Origin of the sequence: Marinobacterium rhizophilum (assembly GCF_024397915.1) — a bacterium.
Classification (GTDB): domain Bacteria; phylum Pseudomonadota; class Gammaproteobacteria; order Pseudomonadales; family Balneatricaceae; genus Marinobacterium_A; species Marinobacterium_A rhizophilum_A.
Window position 1 is genome coordinate 3,408,818 of record NZ_CP073347.1, and the last position, 19,950, is coordinate 3,428,767.

Here is a 19,950-nt window from a genome sequence, read left to right on the forward strand (position 1 = left end):
AAAGTGGCGCGCCTGGAGGGATTCGAACCCCCGACCAACAGGATCGGAACCTGCTACTCTATCCAGCTGAGCTACAGGCGCGCAAAGGAAGTTGTTTGCAGGCCGGTATGTTACGGATAACTAAGGTGTTTGCCAAGCGTTTTCATGCGTGGATGGAATCTTCGCTGCGGCGTCATGCCGGTGTCACAGTCGGGGGCTAGCATGGGTTATGGCTGATCAGGACACGTATCGGCAGGGACTCGCCACGGATGGCTCTTCCCCTTTCAACGTGCAACTTGCCCCTTTCTACTTGCTCCTTTACCCCGCGAATCCGTATCGGTACCGGACTTTTGCCGTTATAATTCCGCGCCTGTTACTCATTGCGTTGTCGCGTCTGTCCCTGGCCCATTGCTCGCATTGCGAAGCGGGGCGTCTGAAGCAGGCGGGCGGATACGCTGAATTCTTAAAAAGTGATGAGGGTCCTGAGTGTGAATAAATTTGTATCTGCGCTTTGCGCGCTGGGTCTGGGTGCCGTAATGGTTGCGTCTGTGCAGGCTGCGACCGACCACGACAAGATCATCGAGCGCATCAAGCCGTCGGGTTCTGTCTGCATCGTCGGCGACGACAGCTGTGGCGGCGCCTCTGCGGCACCAGCCGGCAGCGCGGGCCGCAGCGGAGCAGACGTGTATGCCGCCAGCTGCGCTGCCTGCCACGGCACCGGCGTACTGGGCGCGCCCAAGTTCGGCACCAGCGACTGGACCGACCGCAGCGCCAAGGGCATGGAAACCCTGCTGGCCAACGCCATCAACGGCATCAACGCCATGCCGCCGCGCGGCACCTGCGCCAGCTGCTCCGATGACGAGATCAAGGGCGCCATTGAACACATGATCGACAGCGCCAAGTAAGCGTAGACATAAGTCGCAAGGGGCAAGGTAAAAGGGGCAAAAGCCTCGTTTTGCCTTGCCCCTTGCTCGTTCTGCATCCTCAGTGATTGTTGCCGCACGAATAACGAATGACGACCAGCGATTGGTAAATTTCACCTTGTACCTTTCGGCTTGCCCCTTGTACCTTTCGACTTGCTTCTTGTACCTTTCGACTTGCCCCTTGTACCTTTCCTCCTGCTTTACTTACCAACGAACCGTCTGCACGCTGCGAAAAGCCCGATTTCCGATTTTTCTTGATTGAGGCGGATTTTGGATTCATCATTCAACTTCATACGACGTTCGGAAATACAGCATGGAGCGCTCCCTCGTTGACCTGATGCCCCGGTCGCAGCTTATCGGCTATATAGCGACCTGGCTTGCGGCCTTTGCGCTGATTAGCGCAAGCATCGTCGCGCTCGAGTACAACCGGCTGGAATCACGTTTCGACACCCTTTCGCAGAACATCACACTTCAGGTCGCGCAGCAGCTCAACGAGCAGCAGATGGCGCTCGAAAGCTTCGCCCACAGCCTTTCTGCCCTGGACGAATTCAATTACCCCCGGGCTAAACTCAGCGCCCAAAGCCTGCTGCAACACTCGCCCAACCTGTACATGCTCGCCATTGCCAGTCGTGTGGAACCGGACCAGCGCCAGGCGTTTGAGCAGTACATGGCCACCGCCGAAGCCCGTGGATACCACATTCAGACAGCGACCGCCGACACGCCCGGCAACCCCGCGCGGGATCTCTACCCGGTGGTCCTGCTGGTGCCCGAACGCCCGGAAGCCCGCAGCTTGCTGGGGCTGGACCTGGCCAGCGAGCCTTCGGCGCTCGGTGGCCGGCTCTCCGGCGTCGTGGCGCCCAGCGGCATGTCCAAGCCCATCCAGCTGGGTAATGGCCCCGGCTACCTGCTCTACCACGCCATAGACAGCCGGTTCGTTACGCGGAGTCATCAGCAACCTGGGCAGTTTTCCCATTACGCCCTGCTGGCCGTTAGTGCCGAGGCGCTGTTCGCGCCGGAGCCGATCAATGAACCGGGGTTCAGCCTGCGCCTGATCAGCCAGGAATCCGCCGACACGCCTGCCGTGACCCTGTTCGAAAGCCCGCCCGCCCCAGGCCTTGCACTGCCAATTGCCGCCATGACCGGCAGCCATCGCTTTGGCGAGCTACTGCAGGGCCTGGAGCTGCGCATCGAGTACCAGCCCAGCTGGCAGGCGCTGGATCACTGGCACCTGGCCGGCCTGCTCGGTGGCCTCTGCCTGCTGATGCTGCAGGCCTACTGGGTGCTGCGGCGCGTCTGGCGCACCCGGCAGCACCTGCTCGAACAGCAGCATAGCCTTTACAACAAGGCCCACTTCGACCACCTCACCGGCCTGCCGAACACCAACCTGCTGCTTGATCGCCTCGAACAGGCGATCCGGTCGGCGCAGCGCACGGCCAGCCGGGTCGCGGTCTTCTTTCTCGACCTGGATGACTTCAAGCAGGTGAACGACGCCTGGGGCCACGATGTCGGTGATCAGCTGCTGATCCAGATCGGCGTGCGCCTGCGCGAGTCGATGCGCAGCGAAGACACGGTCGCCCGTATCCATGGCGATGAATTCGTGATTCTGATTCCGATATTCAGCGGCGAGCGTCAGCTCGACAGGATCCGCGGCAAGCTCGAAGCCCTGTTCGAACGCCCCTTCAAGGTGGGTGAGATCGTGCTGAACCAAAGCGGCAGCTTCGGCCTGGCCGTGTACCCCGAAGACGCCGACGACGCCGAAGGCCTGCTCGGCCTGGCGGACCGCCAGATGTACCTGCGCAAGCAAAGCCGCAGCGAACAGCGCAACGCCGTCAGGACGGCGTAGAGCAGGGGCAAGGGGCAAGGGGCAAGGGGCAAGGTAAAGCTATCAGCTGACAACTATCAGCCGTAAGCTGTCAGCTTTAAGCTTACGGCTTACGGCTTACGGCTTACGGCTTACCAATTACGAATCACGAATCACGAATCACGAATTACCAATCACCAATCACCAATCACCAATCACCAATTACGATTTACCCATGACGAATAGGTCTTCGATGAACTGGCTCAACTACAGCGAAGCCTGCGCCCGCAACCAGGCCGTGATTCTTGCCGAGCTGCAGCCGTTGCTGGCGACAACGACCCGGGTGCTGGAGATCGGCAGCGGCTCGGGACAGCACGCCGTGCACTTTGCCGCCGCACTGCCCCATCTGCGCTGGCAGCCCACGGATCTCGCCGCGCACCTGCCGGACCTTGGCGCCAACCTGCTGCGCTTTGGCAGCGACAATATAGACCCGCCCCTGGCGCTGGATGTGACGCAGGAGCCCTGGCCCGCGGGCCCGGTCGACGCCATCTACACGGCCAACACCCTGCATATCATGGGCTGGCCCCAGGCCGTGGCCCTGCTGCAGGGTGCCGGCCGATTGCTGGAACCCGGCGGGCTGCTGTGCATCTATGGCCCCTTTCGTTACGCTGGCCGCTACACCAGTGCCAGCAATGCCGAGTTCGACCGCTGGCTGCAACAGCGCGATCCGTGCAGCGCCATCCGTGATGTCGAGGCCATCCGCGACCAGGCCCACGCCTGTGGCTTCGCGCTCGAACGGGATATCAGCATGCCCGCCAACAACCAGCTGCTGGTCTGGCGCAAGGCGGTGTAAAGCAGGGGCAAGGGGAAAGGGGAAAGGTGAAAGGTAAGAGTTATTGTCAAATCTGGTGTATGACGTCAGGCGGCGTTCCTGTCTGATTGATCTTGTACTTGCTCACCATCCTTGAACTTCACGTTGTTGACCACGAGGGTCAGCAGATTAAATCCCTTGATCCGTTTCCAGTTTTTCTGTGCCGACTCCAACAGCTTGTAGACCATCGCCAGCGTCGTGTCCCTGGAGCCGCAGTTACGCGTCCGTTTGGTGCGCAACCTTACCGTGGCGAAAGTCGATTCGATCGGGTTGGTGGTCCGGATATGCACCCAGTGTTCTGCCGGGAAGTCGTAGAACGCCAGCAGCTCTTCCCGGTCCTTGGCCAGGCAATCCATGGCTTTGGGATACTTGCTACTGAACCGGGTCAGCGTCCGATCAAATGCCACCGTGGCCGCGTCACGCGTCTCGGCCATCCAGATATCGTGCAGCGCTTCTTTCACTTTGGGTTGCATGGATTTGGGCAGCTTGTTCAGTACATTCGCCGTCTTGTGTACCCAGCAGCGCTGGTGCCGGCTGGCAGGATACGTTTTGGTCATCGCTTTCCAGAACCCCAGCGCGCCATCGCCAATCGCCAGCTTCGGCGCGGTTTCCAGGCCACGCTCGCGCAGACCCAGCAGTAACTCCTCCCAGCTTGCCGTCGACTCCCGGTAGCCGTCTTCAACCGCAACCAATTCCTTGCGGCCGTGCTCGGTGACGCCAATGATCACCAGCAGGCAGAGGCGATCATCCATCCGGACGTTGCTGTGCACGCCGTCGGCCCACCAGTACACATAGCGCGAGTTCGCCAGGTCCCGTTGCCGCCATTGCTGGTGCTCTTCGAGCCATTGGCTCTTGAGTCGGGATATCGTATTGGCCGATAGCCCCTTGGCCTGATCGCCCAGCAGCGCGGCCAGTGAGTCCTGAAAATCTCCAGTGGAGATGCCCTTCAAGTACAGCCAGGGCAACAACTCCTCGACACTCCGGGCCCGCTTCAGGTACGGCGGCAGTAGCGCGCTGTTGAATCGAATCCCGGAACCGCTTCGGTCCCGCACCTTGGGCACCTTGATCTCGACATCACCGATACCAGTCTGGACGGTACGTTCAGGCAAATAGCCATTGCGAACCACGGCCTGGCGGCCATCTGGGAGCCGGGATTCGGCGTGCTGATTCAGAAGCCCCTGAAGCTCGGCTTCGACGGCGTGTGCGATCAGTTCACGTGCCCCTGCACGCAACAGCTCGGTCAGCGGATCTACTGCCTGTGCCTCTGGTTGTGAAAGAGCCCTCAGGGTAAAATCGGTCATGGCGTATCACCTCTGTTGATTGAGATCTTGGTCGTGATCAATCAACAGGATACGCCATCCCTCCTATCTCCCCGTACACCAGAAATCACCATAACTCGAAAGGTAAAGCTATCAGCCTGGAGCTGTCAGCTTTAAGCTTACGGCTTACGGCTTACGGCTTACGGCTGACCAATTACGAATGACTATTCACGAATAACGAATAACCAATTACCAATTACCAATACCGAACACCGAGCCACCAAAACCGCACCATCGCGGTGCGAATCTCACCCCTCCGGCCCTGGATTGGGTCACCGTAAAAAGTCAGAAAAACCGTCATAGCCATCCCCAGAAGCGACTTCCACAATTTCAATTACGACGTTTTCGCCGTTAATCGAGGATTTTCGTACCCATTTACGCCAAGGCGCTTAGGTGCGGGTTGACAGTGCGCGGCTAAAACGTCAGTCTTTTGTTAAACGATCATTTAATTAAAAAAGAGTGCATTGCCCCATGCCCAAGGTCGGGATGCCCGAAATCCGCAAGCCCCAGCTGATCAAGGCGACCATGGAAGCCATTGGTGCCTACGGTCTGCAGAAAGCCAGCGTGGCCATTATCAGCCGCTACGCCGGGGTGTCTCCCGCCATCATCAACCACTACTTCGGTGGCAAGGATGGGCTGCTGGAAGCCACCATGCGTTCGGTACTGTGGGATCTTTCCGATGCGGTGCGTGAGCGGCTTGGCGAAACCGACCCCGATGATGTGGTGGCCCGCATCAAGGCCATTGTCGGCGGCAACTTCGACAGCACCCAGCTGGATTCCAAGGTGGTAAAAACCTGGCTGGCGTTCTGGTCCCAGGCCATGCACCACCCGGCGCTGTTCCGGCTGCAGCGGGTCAACGAACGGCGCCTGCTGTCGCACCTGCGGCTCGAGCTCAAGCGGGTCATGCCCCCGGAACGGGCCCAGTTCGTGGCCCAGGGCATCGCCGCCCTGATCGATGGCATCTGGCTGCGGGGCGCGCTTACGCCCGGCGGCATTAACGGCGAACTGGCACAGCGCATCATCACCGATTATCTGGAGCGGCAGCTGCCGCCGACTGCGACCCTCAGGGGTCTCCCAACCCGGACTGCAAGGTAACCATGAACACGATTCCTCTCTATATCCACGGCACCTATCGCGATGCCAGCAGCGGCGAAACCTTTACCACCAGCAACCCCGCCACCGGCGAAGTACTGGCCCAGGTGCAGCAGGCCAACGCCGCCGACATTGAAGCGGCCCTGGAATCCGCCCAGCAGGGCTTTGCCATCTGGTCCGCCATGACCGGCACCGAGCGCAGCCGCATCCTGCTGCGTGCCGTGGAGCTGCTGCGCGAGCGCAACGACGAACTGGCACGCCTCGAGGTACAGGATACCGGCAAGCCGATCCAGGAAGCCGATGTCGTGGATATCCACACCGGCGCCGACGTGATCGAGTACTACGCCGGTCTTGCCGCCAAGATTCAGGGCGAGTACCAGGACCTGGGCAACGGCAACTTCTTCTACAGCCGCCGCGAGCCGCTGGGCGTCTGCGCCGGCATCGGTGCCTGGAACTACCCGATCCAGATCGCCTGCTGGAAAGCGGCCCCGGCCCTGGCCGCCGGCAATGCCATGATCTTCAAGCCGTCGGAAGAAACACCGCTGAGCGTGATGAAACTGGCGGAAATCTTCACCGAAGCCGGCCTGCCGGACGGTGTCTTCAACGTGGTGCAGGGCGATGGCCGCACCGGCGCGCTGCTGAGCAACCACCCCGCCATTTCCAAGGTGTCCTTTACCGGCGAATGCGGTACCGGCAAGAAGGTCATGGCGGCGGCGGCGGGCTCGCTGAAGTCGGTCACCATGGAGCTGGGCGGCAAGTCGCCGATGATCGTGTTCCCCGACACCAGGGTCGAAACTGCCGTCTCCGGCGCCCTGCTGGCCAACTTCTACACCCAGGGCGAGGTCTGCACCCACGGGACCCGCGTGTTCGTGCACGATGCCATTTACGATGAGTTCATCGCCGAGCTCGAAGTCCGCACCCGTGCGCTGCGCATTGGCGACCCGATGGACCCCGCCACCCAGATCGGCGCGCTGATCTCCAAAGGGCACATGGAAAAGGTGCTGGGCATTATCGAGGCCGGCAAGGCCGCCGGCGCGCGCCTGGTGTGCGGTGGCCAGCGTGCCACGGGCCCGGGGCTGGACCAGGGCAACTTCGTGGAACCCACGGTGTTTGCCGACTGCAGCGACGACATGCCCAACGTGCGTGAAGAAATCTTCGGTCCGGTGATGTCGGTACTGCGTTTTCACGATGAAGAGGAAGTGATCCGCCGCGCCAACGACACCCCCTTCGGCCTGGCGGCCGGCGTCTTTACCCGCGACTTCAGCCGTGCCCACCGGGTCATCGCCCGGCTGCAGGCCGGTATCTGCTGGATCAACACCTGGGGCGCCTCGCCGGCGGAAATGCCGGTGGGCGGCTACAAGGAGTCCGGCATCGGCCGCGAAAACGGCATCGAGAGCCTGTACCAGTACACCCAGACCAAGAGCGTCTATGTTGAACTGGGTGAACTTGAAAATCCTTACGTTTAAACACAGGAGTTATATGCTGATTCGTAACTGGTAGCTGGTAATTGGTAATTGGTAATTGGTAATTGGTAATTGGTAATTGGTAGATCACTCTGAGCGCTTCGATTTACGAATCACTGATCACGAATGACGAATCACTAATCACTAGTCACCAGTCACTAGTCACGAATCACCAACAGGAGCGCAGGCCCCAGCCTGCGCCGCTGTGGCTCCACGCCAGCCCGCGACGCGATACGGGCTGCCCTGGAGGTACAGAATAATGATAACTAAACAGGACTGACCATGACCCCCACGACTAAAAAAGTACGCAACGGCCTTCTGACCCTGGTGTGCGCCGCCGGCCTCGGCAGCACGGCGTTTGCCGCCGGCAGCTGCGATACCGTGCGTTTCGCCGATGTCGGCTGGACCGACATTACCTCCACCACCGCGGTGACCTCGGAAGTGGTAGAAGCCCTGGGCTATGCAAGCCGTACCGACCTTTTGTCCGTCCCCGTGACCTACAACTCCCTGGCGGCCAGCGATATCGATGTCTTCCTCGGCAACTGGATGCCGACCATGGAAGGCGATATCGCCAAGTACCGTGAAGAGGGCTCGGTTGAAACCGTGCGCGCCAACCTCAATGGCGCCAAGTACACCCTGGCGGTGTCCAGGGCCGCCTTCGAGGGTGGTGTTAAATCCTTTGCGGACCTGGCGAAGTTCAAGGACGAGTTTTCCAGCAGCATCTACGGCATCGAGCCCGGCAACGACGGCAACCGCCTGATCCAGAAAATGATCGATGAAAACGCCTTTGAGCTGGGCGACTTCAAGCTGGTGGAATCGTCCGAAGCCGGCATGATGTCGCAGGTCAACCGCTCACAGCGACGCGGCAAATGGATCGCCTTCCTCGGCTGGGCACCGCACCCGATGAACGCCAACTTCGAGATGGAATACCTCAGCGGCGGTGACGACTGGTTCGGCCCCGACTTTGGCGGCGCCACCGTCTACACCAACGTGCGCAAGGGTTACGTGCAGGAGTGCGCCAATATCGGCAAGCTGCTGACCAACCTGGAGTTCTCCCTGGCCATGGAGAACGAAGTCATGGGCGCCATCCTCGATGACAACCAGAAACCCCGTGACGCCGCCCGTGAGTGGCTGACCAACAATCCACAGGTGCTGGATACCTGGCTGGACGGCGTGCAGACAAAAGACGGCAAACCCGGCCTCGTCGCGGTGCGCAGTCACCTCGGGCTCTAACCGCCCTGCATCAACATCCCTGTTCTGACAAACCTAATCACCGTGCCTGCGGGCACGGTGCAAGGCCGCGCTCACCCTGAGGAAATCTCCCATGAACTGGTTAACAGACCACAAGATACCCCTTGGCAGCTGGATGGAGCTTTTCGTCGACTGGCTGACCACCCACGCCGCGGGCTTTTTCGATACCATCGCCATTTCGCTGGAATGGCTGATCCTGAACATGGTCGCCATCTTCCAGTGGTTCCCCGTCTATGTTCCCATCGTGCTGACCGCCGCCCTGGCCTGGCTGCTGCACCGCAGCCTTGGGCTGGTGATTTTCGTGGTCGCCGCCCTGCTGCTGATCCTGAACCTGGGCTACTGGCAGGAAATGCTGGAGACCTTCGTGCTGGTACTGGCCGCCACCACCCTGTCGGTCATGCTGGGCCTGCCCATCGGCGTTCTCGCGGCCCACAAGCCCTGGGTCTATACCCTGCTGCGCCCGATCCTCGACCTGATGCAGACCATCCCCACCTTCGTGTACCTGATTCCAACCCTGGTGCTGTTCGGGCTGGGCGTGGTACCGGGGCTGATCTCCACCATCATCTTTGCCATCGCCGCCCCCATTCGCCTCACTTACCTGGGTATCAGCAAGGTCCCCGAAGAACTGATCGAGGCCGGCAAGGCCTTTGGCGCCACGCCGATGAAGCTGTTGCTGAAGGTCGAACTGCCGGCGGCCATGCCCAACATCATGGCCGGCGTGACCCAGTGCATCATGCTGTCGCTGTCGATGGTGGTCATCGCCGCCCTAGTGGGCGCCGATGGTCTGGGCAAGCCGGTCGTGCGCGCCCTCAACACCGTTAATATCTCCCAGGGCTTTGAAGCGGGTCTGGCCATTGTGCTGGTCGCCATCATCCTGGATCGCATCTGCAAGGCGCCCAACGCCAAAGAGGAGGCTTGATCATGTCCGCAGCCGTCAGTATCAGGAATCTTGATGTCGTCTTTGGCAACAACGTACAACCGGCACTGGACCTGCTGAAGCAGGGCAAGACCCGCCAGGAGATCATCGATGCCACCGGCCACGTGGTGGGCGTGCAGGACGCCAGTATCGAGGTGCAGCGCGGTGAAATCTGCGTACTCATGGGGCTGTCCGGCTCCGGCAAGTCCAGCCTGCTGCGCGCGGTCAACGGCCTCAACCCGGTCAGCCGTGGCGAGCTGCTGGTGCAGGATGGCGAGCAGATGGTCAACATGGCCAACTGCGATGCCAATACCCTGCGCCACATGCGCAGCACCCGCGTATCCATGGTGTTCCAGAAGTTTGCCCTCATGCCCTGGCTCAGCGTGCTGGACAACGTCGCCTTCGGCCTCGAAATGCAGGGTATCGGCAAGGCCGAGCGCCAGCGCCGGGCGATGGAAAAGCTCGAAATGGTGGGGCTGGACGAGTGGGCCAGCAAGCTGCCCCACGAACTCTCCGGCGGCATGCAGCAGCGCGTGGGCCTGGCCCGTGCCTTTGCCATGGACAGCGACATCCTGCTGATGGACGAGCCCTTCTCGGCGCTGGACCCGCTGATCCGCAACCAGCTGCAGGACGAACTGCTGGAGCTGCAGCGCAAGCTCAACAAGACCATCATCTTCGTCAGCCACGATCTGGACGAGGCGCTGAAGATCGGCACCCATATCGCCATCATGGAATCGGCCCGCATTATCCAGCACGGCCGGCCCGAGGACATCGTCCTGAATCCGTGCAACGAGTACGTGCGCAACTTCGTCGCCCACACCAACCCGCTGAACGTGCTCAAGGGTCGCTCCCTGATGACCGGGCTCGACCAGCTCGAGCGCCTCGATGAAATGCTGGTGCTCAACCGCGAGGAAAACAGCTGGTTCAGCCTGGACCCCCAGGGACAGCTGCTGTCGGCCAGCCGCCAGCAGCAACCGCTGCAGCTGCACCAGTGGGAAAGCAGCAGCTCGCTCAGCGACCTGAACGAAGGCACCCTGGTGGTGGCAAGCCCGGATATCTCCATGCGCCAGGCGCTGGAAATCCGCTACCAGACCGGCCTGCCGGTACTGCTGCGCGAAGCCAGCGGCCTGGTCGGCGTACTGCGCGACCGCGACTTCTACCACGCCCTGCTGGGCAAGCATTTCGGTACCGAGGCGGTGTGAAGCAGGGGCAAGGGGCAAGGGGCAAGGGGCAAGGGGCAAGGATGAAGGTGGAAAGGGGAAGGAGGAAGGAGGAAGGAGGAAGGAGGAAGGAGGGAATGGTGATTGGTGATTGGTGATTGGTGATTGGTGATTGGTGAATCGTAAGCCGTAAGCTGTGAGCTGTGAGCTGTGAGCTGTGAGCTGTGAGCTGTGAGCCACAGCATGATGGTGGCGCCACGAATGACAAATGACTAATCACGAATGACGATTCGTGAGGTGATTGGTGAATCGTAAGCCGTAAGCCGTAAGCCGTAAGCCGTAAGCCGTAAGCCGTAAGCCGTAAGCCGTAAGCCGTAAGCCGTAAGCCGTAAGCCGTAAGCCGTAAGCCGTAAGCCAAGCGTAATGGCCGCGCCGAGGCTGTAAACCAAATTGTGTAACTGCCCACGAATAAGTAACCTTTTCAAAAGGATATCATCGTGGGTAAGCAAATGGACCAAGAAAAACTCAGAGCCCTGGCCGCGGAGCTGGCCAAAGACATCAAGTCTGAACGAGATCTCGGAGCCCTCACGCAGCAACTGGTCAAACTCACAGTCGAGACCGCCCTCAGCGCCGAACTGGACGAGCATCTGGGGTATGAGAAGCACGCTCCGGAAGGCCGTGGTACCAGCAACAGTCGTAATGGCTATTCCACCAAGCGCCTGAAGGGGCAGCACGGAGACGTATCGATCCAAGCTCCCCGTGATCGTGACGGTTCCTTCGAGCCTCAGTTCGTACGCAAGGGTCAGTCTCGATTGACCCAGATGGACGACCAGATCCTTGCCCTGTACGCCAAGGGCTTGAGCACCCGGGACATCGTCGAGGCTTTCAAGGAGATGTATGACGCCGACATCTCCGCGACGCTCGTGTCCAAGGTCACCGAACGCGTAATCGAGCACGTCCACGAATGGCAAAACCGGCCGTTGGACCCGATCTATCCCATCGTCTACCTGGACTGCATCGTGCTGAAGATCCGCGAGAACAAGCGGGTCATCAACAAGTCCCTGTATCTGGCACTGGGCATCAACATGGACGGTCATAAAGAGCTTCTGGGGTTGTGGCTGGCCGAAACCGAAGGTGCGAAGTTCTGGCTATCGGTGCTCACCGAAATGAAGAACCGCGGCCTGGAGGACATCTTGATCGCCTGTGTGGATGGCCTCAAAGGCTTTCCGGATGCCATTGCCGCAGAGTATCCCCAGACCAAGGTTCAGCTCTGTATCGTGCACATGGTCCGCAACTCGCTACGGTATGTGTCCTGGAAGGACTATAAGGCCGTTACCGCTGACCTGAAACAGATCTACCACTCTGCCACGGAACGCGAGGCTCAGCAGGCGCTAGAGGCCTTTGGAGAATGCTGGGACAGTCAGTACCCGCAAATTACCCGCTCCTGGCGTAACAACTGGGAGAACCTGATCACCCTGTTCGATTATCCTCCGGCCATTCGGAAGGTGATCTATACCACCAATGCCATTGAGTCACTCAACAGCGTTATCCGCAAAGCGACCAAGCGGCGGAAACTCTTCCCCACCGATGACTCAGCGCTGAAAGTGGCCTTCCTCGCCATACAACAGGCCTCCAAAAAATGGACCATGCCAATCCGGAATTGGAAGCCAGCACTAAATCGTTTTATTATCGAGTTCGGTGAGCGCCTGGACGGTCACCTGTAATGGAGTGGGCAGTTACACAGAATTATTTACAGGCTCGCCGCGCCACGAATGACGAATCACGAATGACGAATCACGAATTACCAATAACGAATGCCCCAACCTGTGACAGATACCTCACCGTAGGAGTCGCGCCTCGCGACGAAAGCTTCGCCGCGAGACGCGGCTCCTACGGTACCTCGAAACTCGCCGGGGGCTCCTTTCCCGGAATTCGTAAACTCATTCCAGGCTACAGAGCACATTGCGGCACGTAAATGTCGTACCGTAGGTTGGCGAGAAGCGCAGCGAATCCCAACAACCACCGCACCGCGGTGGCGCTTTTCCCTTTCTCCTTGCCCCTTGCCCCTTGCCCCTTGAACCTTTCCCTTTCTCCTTTCCCTTGCCCCTTGAACCTTTCCCCTGCCCGGCGGCACCAATTACCAATTACCAATTACCGTCGACGAACCCAGGCAGCGGCCACCCTGCGACAGCGTTACCTGTGGATAAACTGTGTGCGTGCGCATCAGGCTCATTCCGTAAAGTTTTGCACAGGTGACTTTTTCCCGTTGTGGATTAATCCCTGACCAGTTTTTTGACAGCGGGTCACTACAAGGGCTATAGCCAGGTGTGATGAGCTTGTGCGGAGCTTATGCACAGAGTTATGCAGGTATTTTGTGCACAGATTTTCGAGAACAAAACGGTAATTTTATACACAGGTGAGTTACGCACAGCCGGAGTTCTTCTGCGGCCTGCCTGGCGATTCTGTGCATAAAAAGTTACTCACAACCCAAGGCCCAACAGGTTGTCATGCATCAGGTAGATGCGACCTGGTACATGTACGGGCGGCCATTGCCACGCTGCTTTTGCTCCACGTTGATCTGGGGCGCGAGCAGCTGCAGGAATTCCTTGAAGCTCGACGCACCGAAAGTTCTGGGGTCGAAGTCCGGCCGCTGACGCTTCAGCAGGCTGCCGGCGTGCCCCATGTTCATCCAGCCCTCGTCATCGGAATGCTCGCGCCAGGCCTTGATCAGCAGCCGCCTGATCTGCTCCAGGTCCGGGTTGCCCGGCAGGGTCTGAGCGGGCGCATCGCCCAGTATTTCGGTGAAGATAAAATCATCGCAGGCGTTGCGAAACGAGATGGGTGTCTTCTTTTCACCAAAGCCGAAAACATAGATTTCCGACTGCTTGAGGCGGGATGCGAGGCTGGTGAAATCGCTGTCGCTGCTGACAATGGCGAAGGCATCGAAACGCTTGGAGTAGAGCAGATCCATGGCGTCGATAATCATGGCACCATCGGTCGAGTTCTTGCCGGTGGTGTAGGCGAACTGCTGGCACGGCTGAATGGCCAGCTCATTCAACGTGGTACGCCAGTTCTTGAGATTTTCGGAGGACCAGTCGCCGTAGGCACGCTTGACCACGATATGGCCGTGCCCCGAGAGTTCATCCAGAATGTGTTTGGTTTTGGAGCGCTGCGCATTATCGGCATCGACAAGCACAGCGATTTTCTTGTGTTGATCCAGGTCCTTCATACCACAAGGCCACTCCGTTGCCGGCTGCTGAAAGCTTCAGCCTAGTAGCTGCAACGGATTCCGGATAGCCAGCAGAGTGATGTGATCGGGGCGTCCGTGCCCCTGGCAGGCTTTCAGATGCTGATCAGGCGGCAACAGGCCGGGTGCGCAGGCGCAGCACCGGACGCTCATCGATAAAGATATGGATCACCGCCGTGACCAGCGCAATGGCGGCGGCGGACCACCAGACCATGTTGTAGGTGCCGGTGGCATCGTAGAGGTAGCCTCCGAGCCAGACACCGAGAAAAGACCCCAGCTGGTGATTCAGGAAGACGATGCCATACAGCGTACCCATGTGGCGCAGCCCGAACATCTGTGCCACCAGGCCGGAAGTTGCAGGCACGGTCGCCAGCCAGAGGAAACCGGTGGCGATGGAGAACAGGTACACGCTGGTGGTGCTGATCGGCAGCAACATGAACAGGGCAATCACCAGCGCCCGCAGTGCATAGATAATGCCCAGCAGGTTCTTTTTCGAATACTTGCCCGACCAGGAGCCGAACAGCAGGCAGCCGAAGATATTGAACAGGCCGATAAGGGACAGGCTGATCACCGCCACCTGGGCATCGAAACCGCTGTCCGTGAGGTAGGCCGGCATGTGCACGGTAATAAAGGCCAGCTGAAAACCGCAAACGAAGAAACCCGCGATCAGCAGCCAGTAGTGCACATGGCCGGTGGCCTCTTTCAGCGCCTGGGGCAGTGTCTGGTCGGGTTCAGTCTCGTTGCCGGTGCCGGACTGGGCGGCATCACCGCGAAAAGGCGCGGCCAGCAGCAGCATGCCCAGGGCGCCACCGGCCAGCAGCAGCAGTGCCGTCTCCCAGCCGTAGCTGGCGATAAAGCTCTGGGCCACCGGTATCACCAGCAGCTGGCCGGCGGAACCTGCCGCCGTACCCAGCCCCAGCGCAAAGGCGCGCTTCTCGGGCGCGACCATCCTGGCCAGCGCCGGCAGCACCACGCCAAAACCGGTGCCGGCAATACCCATGCCCACCAGGATGCCGGCACCGGTATGCAGCGCCCAGATGCTGTCCGCGGTCGAGGTAATATAGAGCCCCAGTGCGTAGACGATGGCGCCGCCAATCAGCGTGCGCGTGGTGCCAAAGCGATCAGCCACGGCGCCGGTGAACGGCTGGAACAGCCCCCAGCACAGGTTCTGCAGCGCCAGCGAGAACGCAAAAATCTCGCGGCCAAAACCAAAGGTTTCGGAGATCGGCGCCATGAAAAAGCCCATGGACGAGCGCAGGCCAAAGTTGACCGCCAGCAGCAGGCAGGCAAAGGCCACGAAAATACTCAGCAGTTTAACCGGGGTGCGCATCAGTCTGGGTTCCATGTTGACCGCAGCGGACGGCGGCTGGGGAGGCGTTATGGCGCGGTATGGTGCGGGATTATCGCAGCTACGCCAGCGGCCCTCAATCACATTGCCAGGCAGGCCTCTACGACCTTAGTCTTAGCCGCCAGCCAAGCGACTGCGCTTTGCGCCGCGAACCGCACTCAAAAATAGTACCCCAGAGACAGCATTGCCTCCTCGGCGCGATCCCGGTGGTATCCCAGCCGAATATCCAGGTTGGTGTCCAGCCGCTTGCGCAGTTCCAGCGCAACGCCGGAACGACCTGCCCTGGCGCCGTCCAGCCCCTCTCGCTGCTGCAGCTGCAAGCGCCCGCTGTACGCCTCACCCAGCGACATATTGGCGAATATCGCAGCCGTTAACGCCATATTACCGCTGTCCTGGTGGCTTTCCTGCAACCATCCGCCCAGGCTGGCCCCCAGCAGCAGGTGGCGATTGATACGCCGCGCCTTGCCGATAGCGCCTTCGGCCTGCACCACCAGGCAGTCACTGCATGCCAGACTCTGCGCCCTGGCACCGACCCTGAGCTTCCAGTAGTGGCCGCGATCACCGGGCAGACCGGTTACGGCGTCGTTCAGGCTTTCGAGATTCACCAGGTTGACCTGGCGCAGCTCGGTCTGGCCATTGAAATGCACCAGGCTGACCTCACCCATGGACAGCACCGAGTTCCTGATATGGCCGTTGCCGGAATCCAGTACGTCGTAATAGGCCGGCCGCAGGCTTAGAAGCACGCCATTACCCCGCACACTGTTGTGCAGGGCAGCAACACGGACAAGGCTCGGATCGCGGCCCAGGTGCGGCGCGCCTCGGCGGTTCTGCGCAACCTGGGTTGCCCCCGGTGGCAGGTTGAAACGGGCCTGCAGCACCCGCTGGTAATGGCCGTTATTGGGGTCCGCCGCCTTTTTCTCCGGCTCGCGCACGTACTGGTAGTAATCCAGCAGCGTATCGAGAAGGCGCTGGCGCGCTTTCAGGTCCGGGAATTCATCGAGTGTTTGTGACAACCGGGCAGGCTGTTCTGCCAGGGCCCGAACGGCACTGCGCTCTGTGGCACCGAGAGCATAGAAACGGTTATACAGCCGGGTCTGGCGTGACGGCTGATAGCGCACCTCGCGAATCAGCGGCTTGCCGTCCAGGGAGCCCCGGGCCAGCTTCTGCATCACCGCCTGGGGTACGGTGGCAACATGGGACTCGGGGATGATCTCCAGCCCCTCGACAATTTCCAGCAGTTCAGCCACCCGGTAGGCGCAGTTCTTGCGAAAAAAGTAATAGGTGTACTCGCGCCGCAACAGCTCCCAGCCGTGGGCGACCACAAAAGCCACCTGCTGTGAACTCAGGTTCAATTCGTATTCCCAGAGGTCACGCAGCTCCACCTCGCCATAGACACCGCTGTGGAAGTAGTACTCAATTTCGCTGAAACCGCCGATATAGCCGCCAAAGACCCCCTTGTACATGTAGCGCAGCGGGTTTTCGTTCGGCGGTACCACGGCGCCGTAATTCAGACTGTTGTCCAGCAGCTGCGACTGGCCACTCTCGCTGGCGGCATTGAACTTGAGCAGCGTATGGCCATAGAAGGATGCCGGATTACCCAGGAAACCGGTGGCATAGACGAGGCTGATGGAGTCGATACGGTTGCTGCGGTTCCAGGCGCTGAAGGCCGGACACTCAACCGCCCCAATGTCGCCCAGCCCGGGAAGCGATTGGATCCAGATAAAGCGTGCCGGAAAACGGCACTGGGCGTGGTTATCGTCCTCGGCGCCGGAGTTGGGGGCCAGGGCACTCAGCGTCGCCTCAAATTCCGCCTGCGGGTCCGTGAAACCCGTCGCACTCAGGAAAAATGCCGCATCATGGATGGCACTGCGATAGCCGCTGGCCGAAGTGCGGTCCTGCTCGTAATGCAGCAGCTTGAGCCAGGTTGGCTGCAGCCAGGGGCTGTTGTCCAGCGTCCCTGGGTGTGAACGCGCCTGGGCGGCATTTGGCAATAGCAGCACCGCTGCCAGGGCACTCAGCAGCAGGAAGATACGCATCATGGGAAAGGGGCCTGGCGAAAGGCGGGCCTGCCGGTACCCGGTACCGGCAGGCCCGGTCAGCTTCAGGCGGCGCAGCCGGCAGCGGCTGAATTGACGGCATCATAGTAGATGGCGGCTTTTTCGATCCGGGTCTGCTCGGCATAGCCGGCCACACCGAGCTGCTCGCCCATCTGGCGACGCACCGCGCTGATCACGGCAGGCTGGCTGCTCTCGCGGCAGTCCAGAATCTCCAGCATGGCGCTCAGGTGCTGGCCCTGACCCTGGGCGGTTTCTTCGGCCAGGTTGTCATAGGTTTCCAGAATGAACTGTGCCACTTCGACGTTGCGCTTGTTGCAGGTCTCGGGGCTCGAGGTCGCAGAAGTTACCGCGGTGGTACCCAGGTCCCAGATAATGTTGGACGTGACCGCCGCCCAGTGGGTGGTCGGGAACAGGGCCGCACCGATACCGCAGTTCACGTAGGGGTTGGGGCCAGAGCCCACGGGCTTGGTTTCCGCCAGGGTCGCGCTGGACAGGCTCAGGGCGGTGCCGGCGAGCACCAGGGAAAACAGGCTGTGCTTGATGTTCATTGCTATACGCCCTCCAGGGCAAGTAAATCCATTTATCCATGCTGAAATCAGGGCAGTTGCCCAAGGATCAGGGCGCAAAAATACAGCATCGAAAATCAACGTCAATAGAAACTCGAATCTCGCACCACGCCGGGGACCAGGAGCGCGAGCTGAGCGGTGATTGGTGATTGGTAATTGGTAATTGGTAATTGGTAATTGGTAATTGGTAATTGGTAATTGGTAAATCGTGCTCTAACCACGAATAACCAATCACGAATGACGAATGACGAATGACGAATGACAAAAAACGCCAGACTCGGTCAGAGTCTGGCGCAGGCATAACGCTCAAAGTGTAAAAAGGCTCGAAAGGAGCCTGTTACAGCACTCTTTTGCCGTCCAGCAGGCGGGAGCAGCCTTCCAGGTTGGCATCACGCAGTGCTGCGGGCAGCAGTTCCTGGGGCAGGTTCTGATAGCACACCGGGCGCAGGAAACGCGCAATGGCAGCACTGCCGACCGAGGTGGTGCGGGCATCCGAGGTGGCCGGGAAGGGGCCGCCATGCACCATGGCGTGGCAGACCTCGACACCGGTGGGCCAGCCGTTGACCAGCACCCGGCCTGCCTTGCGCTCCAGCAGGGGCAACAGGGCCTGGGCCTCGGCCATGTCATCGCTGTCCATCTGCAGGGTGGCCGTGAGCTGCCCCTCCAGACAGGCGGCAACCTGCCGGATCTCTGCCTCGTCGGCACACTCGATCACCAGCGAGCAGGAGCCGAATATCTCGCCCTGCAAGCTCTCGTCGGCCAGAAAATCCGCCGCCCGGGTCACGAAGATGCCGGCCCGGCACTGGTTCGGCCCCGCGGCCGCCTGCCCGCGGGCCAGCGGGCGTACCCGCTCATGGGATGCCAGCACTTCGACACCCGCCTCGTAGGCACTGTGAATGCCGGGCGTCAGCATGGTCTGGGCCGCCGTGGCCCCTGTCGCCTCGGCAGCCGCTGCCAGAAAGGCATCCAGCGCCGCACCGGCCTGTGCAATCACCAGCCCCGGGCTGGTGCAAAACTGCCCGGCGCCCATGGCCAGGGAGGCCGCAAAGCCCTGTGCGAGTTCAACACCCCGGGACTGCAGCGCCCGGGGCAACAGGAATACCGGGTTAATGCTGCTCATTTCGGCATAGACCGGAATCGGCTGCGATCGCGCCTGGGCGGTCGCCATCAGGGCGGTGCCGCCGCTGCGCGAGCCGGTAAAGCCCACCGCCTGCACGCGCGCATCGGCCACCAGTGCCTGGCCCACGTCACTGCCAGAGCCAAACAGCAGCGAGAACACGCCTTCCGGCAGGCCGCATTTGGCTACCGCCGCCTGCACGGCCAGGCCCACCAGCTCCGAGGTGCCAGGATGCGCTGAATGCGCCTTGACGATCACCGGGCAACCCGCCGCCAGGGCGGAGGCGGTATCACCGCCGGCCACACTGAACGCCAGCGGGAAGTTGCTGGCGCCAAATACCGCCACCGGCCCCAGGGCAATATGGCGCTGGCGCAGATCCGCACGCGGCAAAGGCTGGCGTTCCGGCAGGGCCGGATCGATCCTCAGGTCCTGCCACTCGCCGGCACGTACCACCGCAGCAAATAGCCGCAGCTGGCCACAGGTGCGCCCGCGTTCACCCTCGAGGCGGGCCTTGGGCAAGCCGGACTCCAGCATGGCGCGTTCGATCAGCGCATCACCCAGGCCTTCAATCTCCAGGGCGATGGTTTCCAGAAACTCTGCCCGCTGCTGCAGGGATGTCTCGCCATAGGCAAAGCTCGCCGCCTCGGCCAGGCTGCAGGCCAGCTCGACCTCGGCCACACCGCCGCCGCAGTAGCTGGGTTCCAGTCGCTCGCCGGTTGCGGGATTGAGCGCCTGAATGGCCGCAAGCTTGCCCTGCACCCGGCGCTGTCCAATCAGAAGATCGCCTTTGAGTTGCATTATTGCTGCTCCTTTCACTGTGAAACCTATAAGAATGCCGGC

15 protein-coding genes and 1 tRNA gene are annotated in these 19,950 nt (G+C 60.6%); 9 read left to right on the forward strand and 7 right to left on the reverse strand.

Annotation, left to right across the window (positions count from 1 at the left end):
- Positions 1-4 precede the first annotated feature (4 nt).
- Positions 5-81 (reverse strand) — tRNA-Arg (locus tag KDW95_RS15315).
- 386 nt (positions 82-467) lie between these two features.
- On the opposite strand from KDW95_RS15315, the gene KDW95_RS15320 reads away from it, so the two are divergent.
- The 3 genes from KDW95_RS15320 to KDW95_RS15330 all read left to right on the forward strand — a co-directional run bounded on the left by KDW95_RS15320 (position 468) and on the right by KDW95_RS15330 (position 3,556).
- A complete protein-coding gene (locus KDW95_RS15320) occupies positions 468-884 on the forward strand; it encodes a c-type cytochrome (RefSeq protein WP_255852689.1) in 417 nt (138 codons plus the stop codon).
- A gap of 331 nt (positions 885-1,215) precedes the next feature.
- Positions 1,216-2,745, forward strand: coding sequence for a sensor domain-containing diguanylate cyclase (locus KDW95_RS15325; RefSeq protein WP_255852690.1), 1,530 nt, complete (start codon positions 1,216-1,218; stop codon positions 2,743-2,745).
- Between the two features lie 193 nt (positions 2,746-2,938).
- Positions 2,939-3,556, forward strand: coding sequence for a DUF938 domain-containing protein (locus KDW95_RS15330; RefSeq protein ID WP_255852691.1), 618 nt, complete (start codon positions 2,939-2,941; stop codon positions 3,554-3,556).
- Between the two features lie 65 nt (positions 3,557-3,621).
- Here KDW95_RS15330 and KDW95_RS15335 read toward each other — a convergent pair whose 3' ends face one another.
- On the reverse strand, positions 3,622-4,875 hold the full coding sequence (locus tag KDW95_RS15335) for an IS256 family transposase (protein WP_255852692.1): 1,254 nt from the start codon (positions 4,873-4,875) through the stop codon (positions 3,622-3,624).
- A 489-nt stretch (positions 4,876-5,364) separates the two neighbouring features.
- On the opposite strand from KDW95_RS15335, the gene betI reads away from it, so the two are divergent.
- From betI to KDW95_RS15365, 6 genes are all read left to right on the forward strand, one after another.
- A complete protein-coding gene (betI, locus tag KDW95_RS15340) occupies positions 5,365-5,988 on the forward strand; it encodes a transcriptional regulator BetI (RefSeq protein WP_255852693.1) in 624 nt (207 codons plus the stop codon).
- Positions 5,989-5,990: 2 nt separating this feature from the next.
- Positions 5,991-7,451: a betaine-aldehyde dehydrogenase gene (gene betB, locus KDW95_RS15345; protein WP_255852694.1), complete on the forward strand. Its 1,461-nt coding sequence runs from the start codon at positions 5,991-5,993 to the stop codon at positions 7,449-7,451.
- Between the two features lie 279 nt (positions 7,452-7,730).
- Positions 7,731-8,681 (forward strand): choline ABC transporter substrate-binding protein, encoded by a 951-nt coding sequence (locus KDW95_RS15350; protein ID WP_255852695.1) that lies wholly within the window; start codon positions 7,731-7,733, stop codon positions 8,679-8,681.
- 91 nt (positions 8,682-8,772) lie between these two features.
- Entirely contained in the window at positions 8,773-9,618 is an 846-nt protein-coding gene (choW, locus tag KDW95_RS15355; protein ID WP_255852696.1) for a choline ABC transporter permease subunit, read from the forward strand.
- A 2-nt stretch (positions 9,619-9,620) separates the two neighbouring features.
- Positions 9,621-10,817 (forward strand): choline ABC transporter ATP-binding protein, encoded by a 1,197-nt coding sequence (gene choV / locus KDW95_RS15360; protein WP_255852697.1) that lies wholly within the window; start codon positions 9,621-9,623, stop codon positions 10,815-10,817.
- Positions 10,818-11,284: 467 nt separating this feature from the next.
- On the forward strand, positions 11,285-12,499 hold the full coding sequence (locus tag KDW95_RS15365) for an IS256 family transposase (RefSeq protein WP_255852698.1): 1,215 nt from the start codon (positions 11,285-11,287) through the stop codon (positions 12,497-12,499).
- A 788-nt stretch (positions 12,500-13,287) separates the two neighbouring features.
- Here KDW95_RS15365 and KDW95_RS15370 read toward each other — a convergent pair.
- From KDW95_RS15370 to KDW95_RS15390, 5 genes are all read right to left on the reverse strand, one after another.
- Positions 13,288-14,004 (reverse strand): NYN domain-containing protein, encoded by a 717-nt coding sequence (locus tag KDW95_RS15370; RefSeq protein ID WP_255852699.1) that lies wholly within the window; start codon positions 14,002-14,004, stop codon positions 13,288-13,290.
- A 124-nt stretch (positions 14,005-14,128) separates the two neighbouring features.
- Positions 14,129-15,352: an MFS transporter gene (locus KDW95_RS15375; protein WP_255852700.1), complete on the reverse strand. Its 1,224-nt coding sequence runs from the start codon at positions 15,350-15,352 to the stop codon at positions 14,129-14,131.
- Positions 15,353-15,528: 176 nt separating this feature from the next.
- Positions 15,529-17,409 (reverse strand): Lnb N-terminal periplasmic domain-containing protein, encoded by a 1,881-nt coding sequence (locus tag KDW95_RS15380; protein WP_255852701.1) that lies wholly within the window; start codon positions 17,407-17,409, stop codon positions 15,529-15,531.
- 62 nt (positions 17,410-17,471) lie between these two features.
- On the reverse strand, positions 17,472-17,975 hold the full coding sequence (locus KDW95_RS15385; RefSeq protein ID WP_255852702.1) for a DUF3015 family protein: 504 nt from the start codon (positions 17,973-17,975) through the stop codon (positions 17,472-17,474).
- A 355-nt stretch (positions 17,976-18,330) separates the two neighbouring features.
- Positions 18,331-19,908: an aldehyde dehydrogenase (NADP(+)) gene (locus KDW95_RS15390; RefSeq protein ID WP_255852703.1), complete on the reverse strand. Its 1,578-nt coding sequence runs from the start codon at positions 19,906-19,908 to the stop codon at positions 18,331-18,333.
- Between the last annotated feature and the right edge of the window lie 42 nt (positions 19,909-19,950).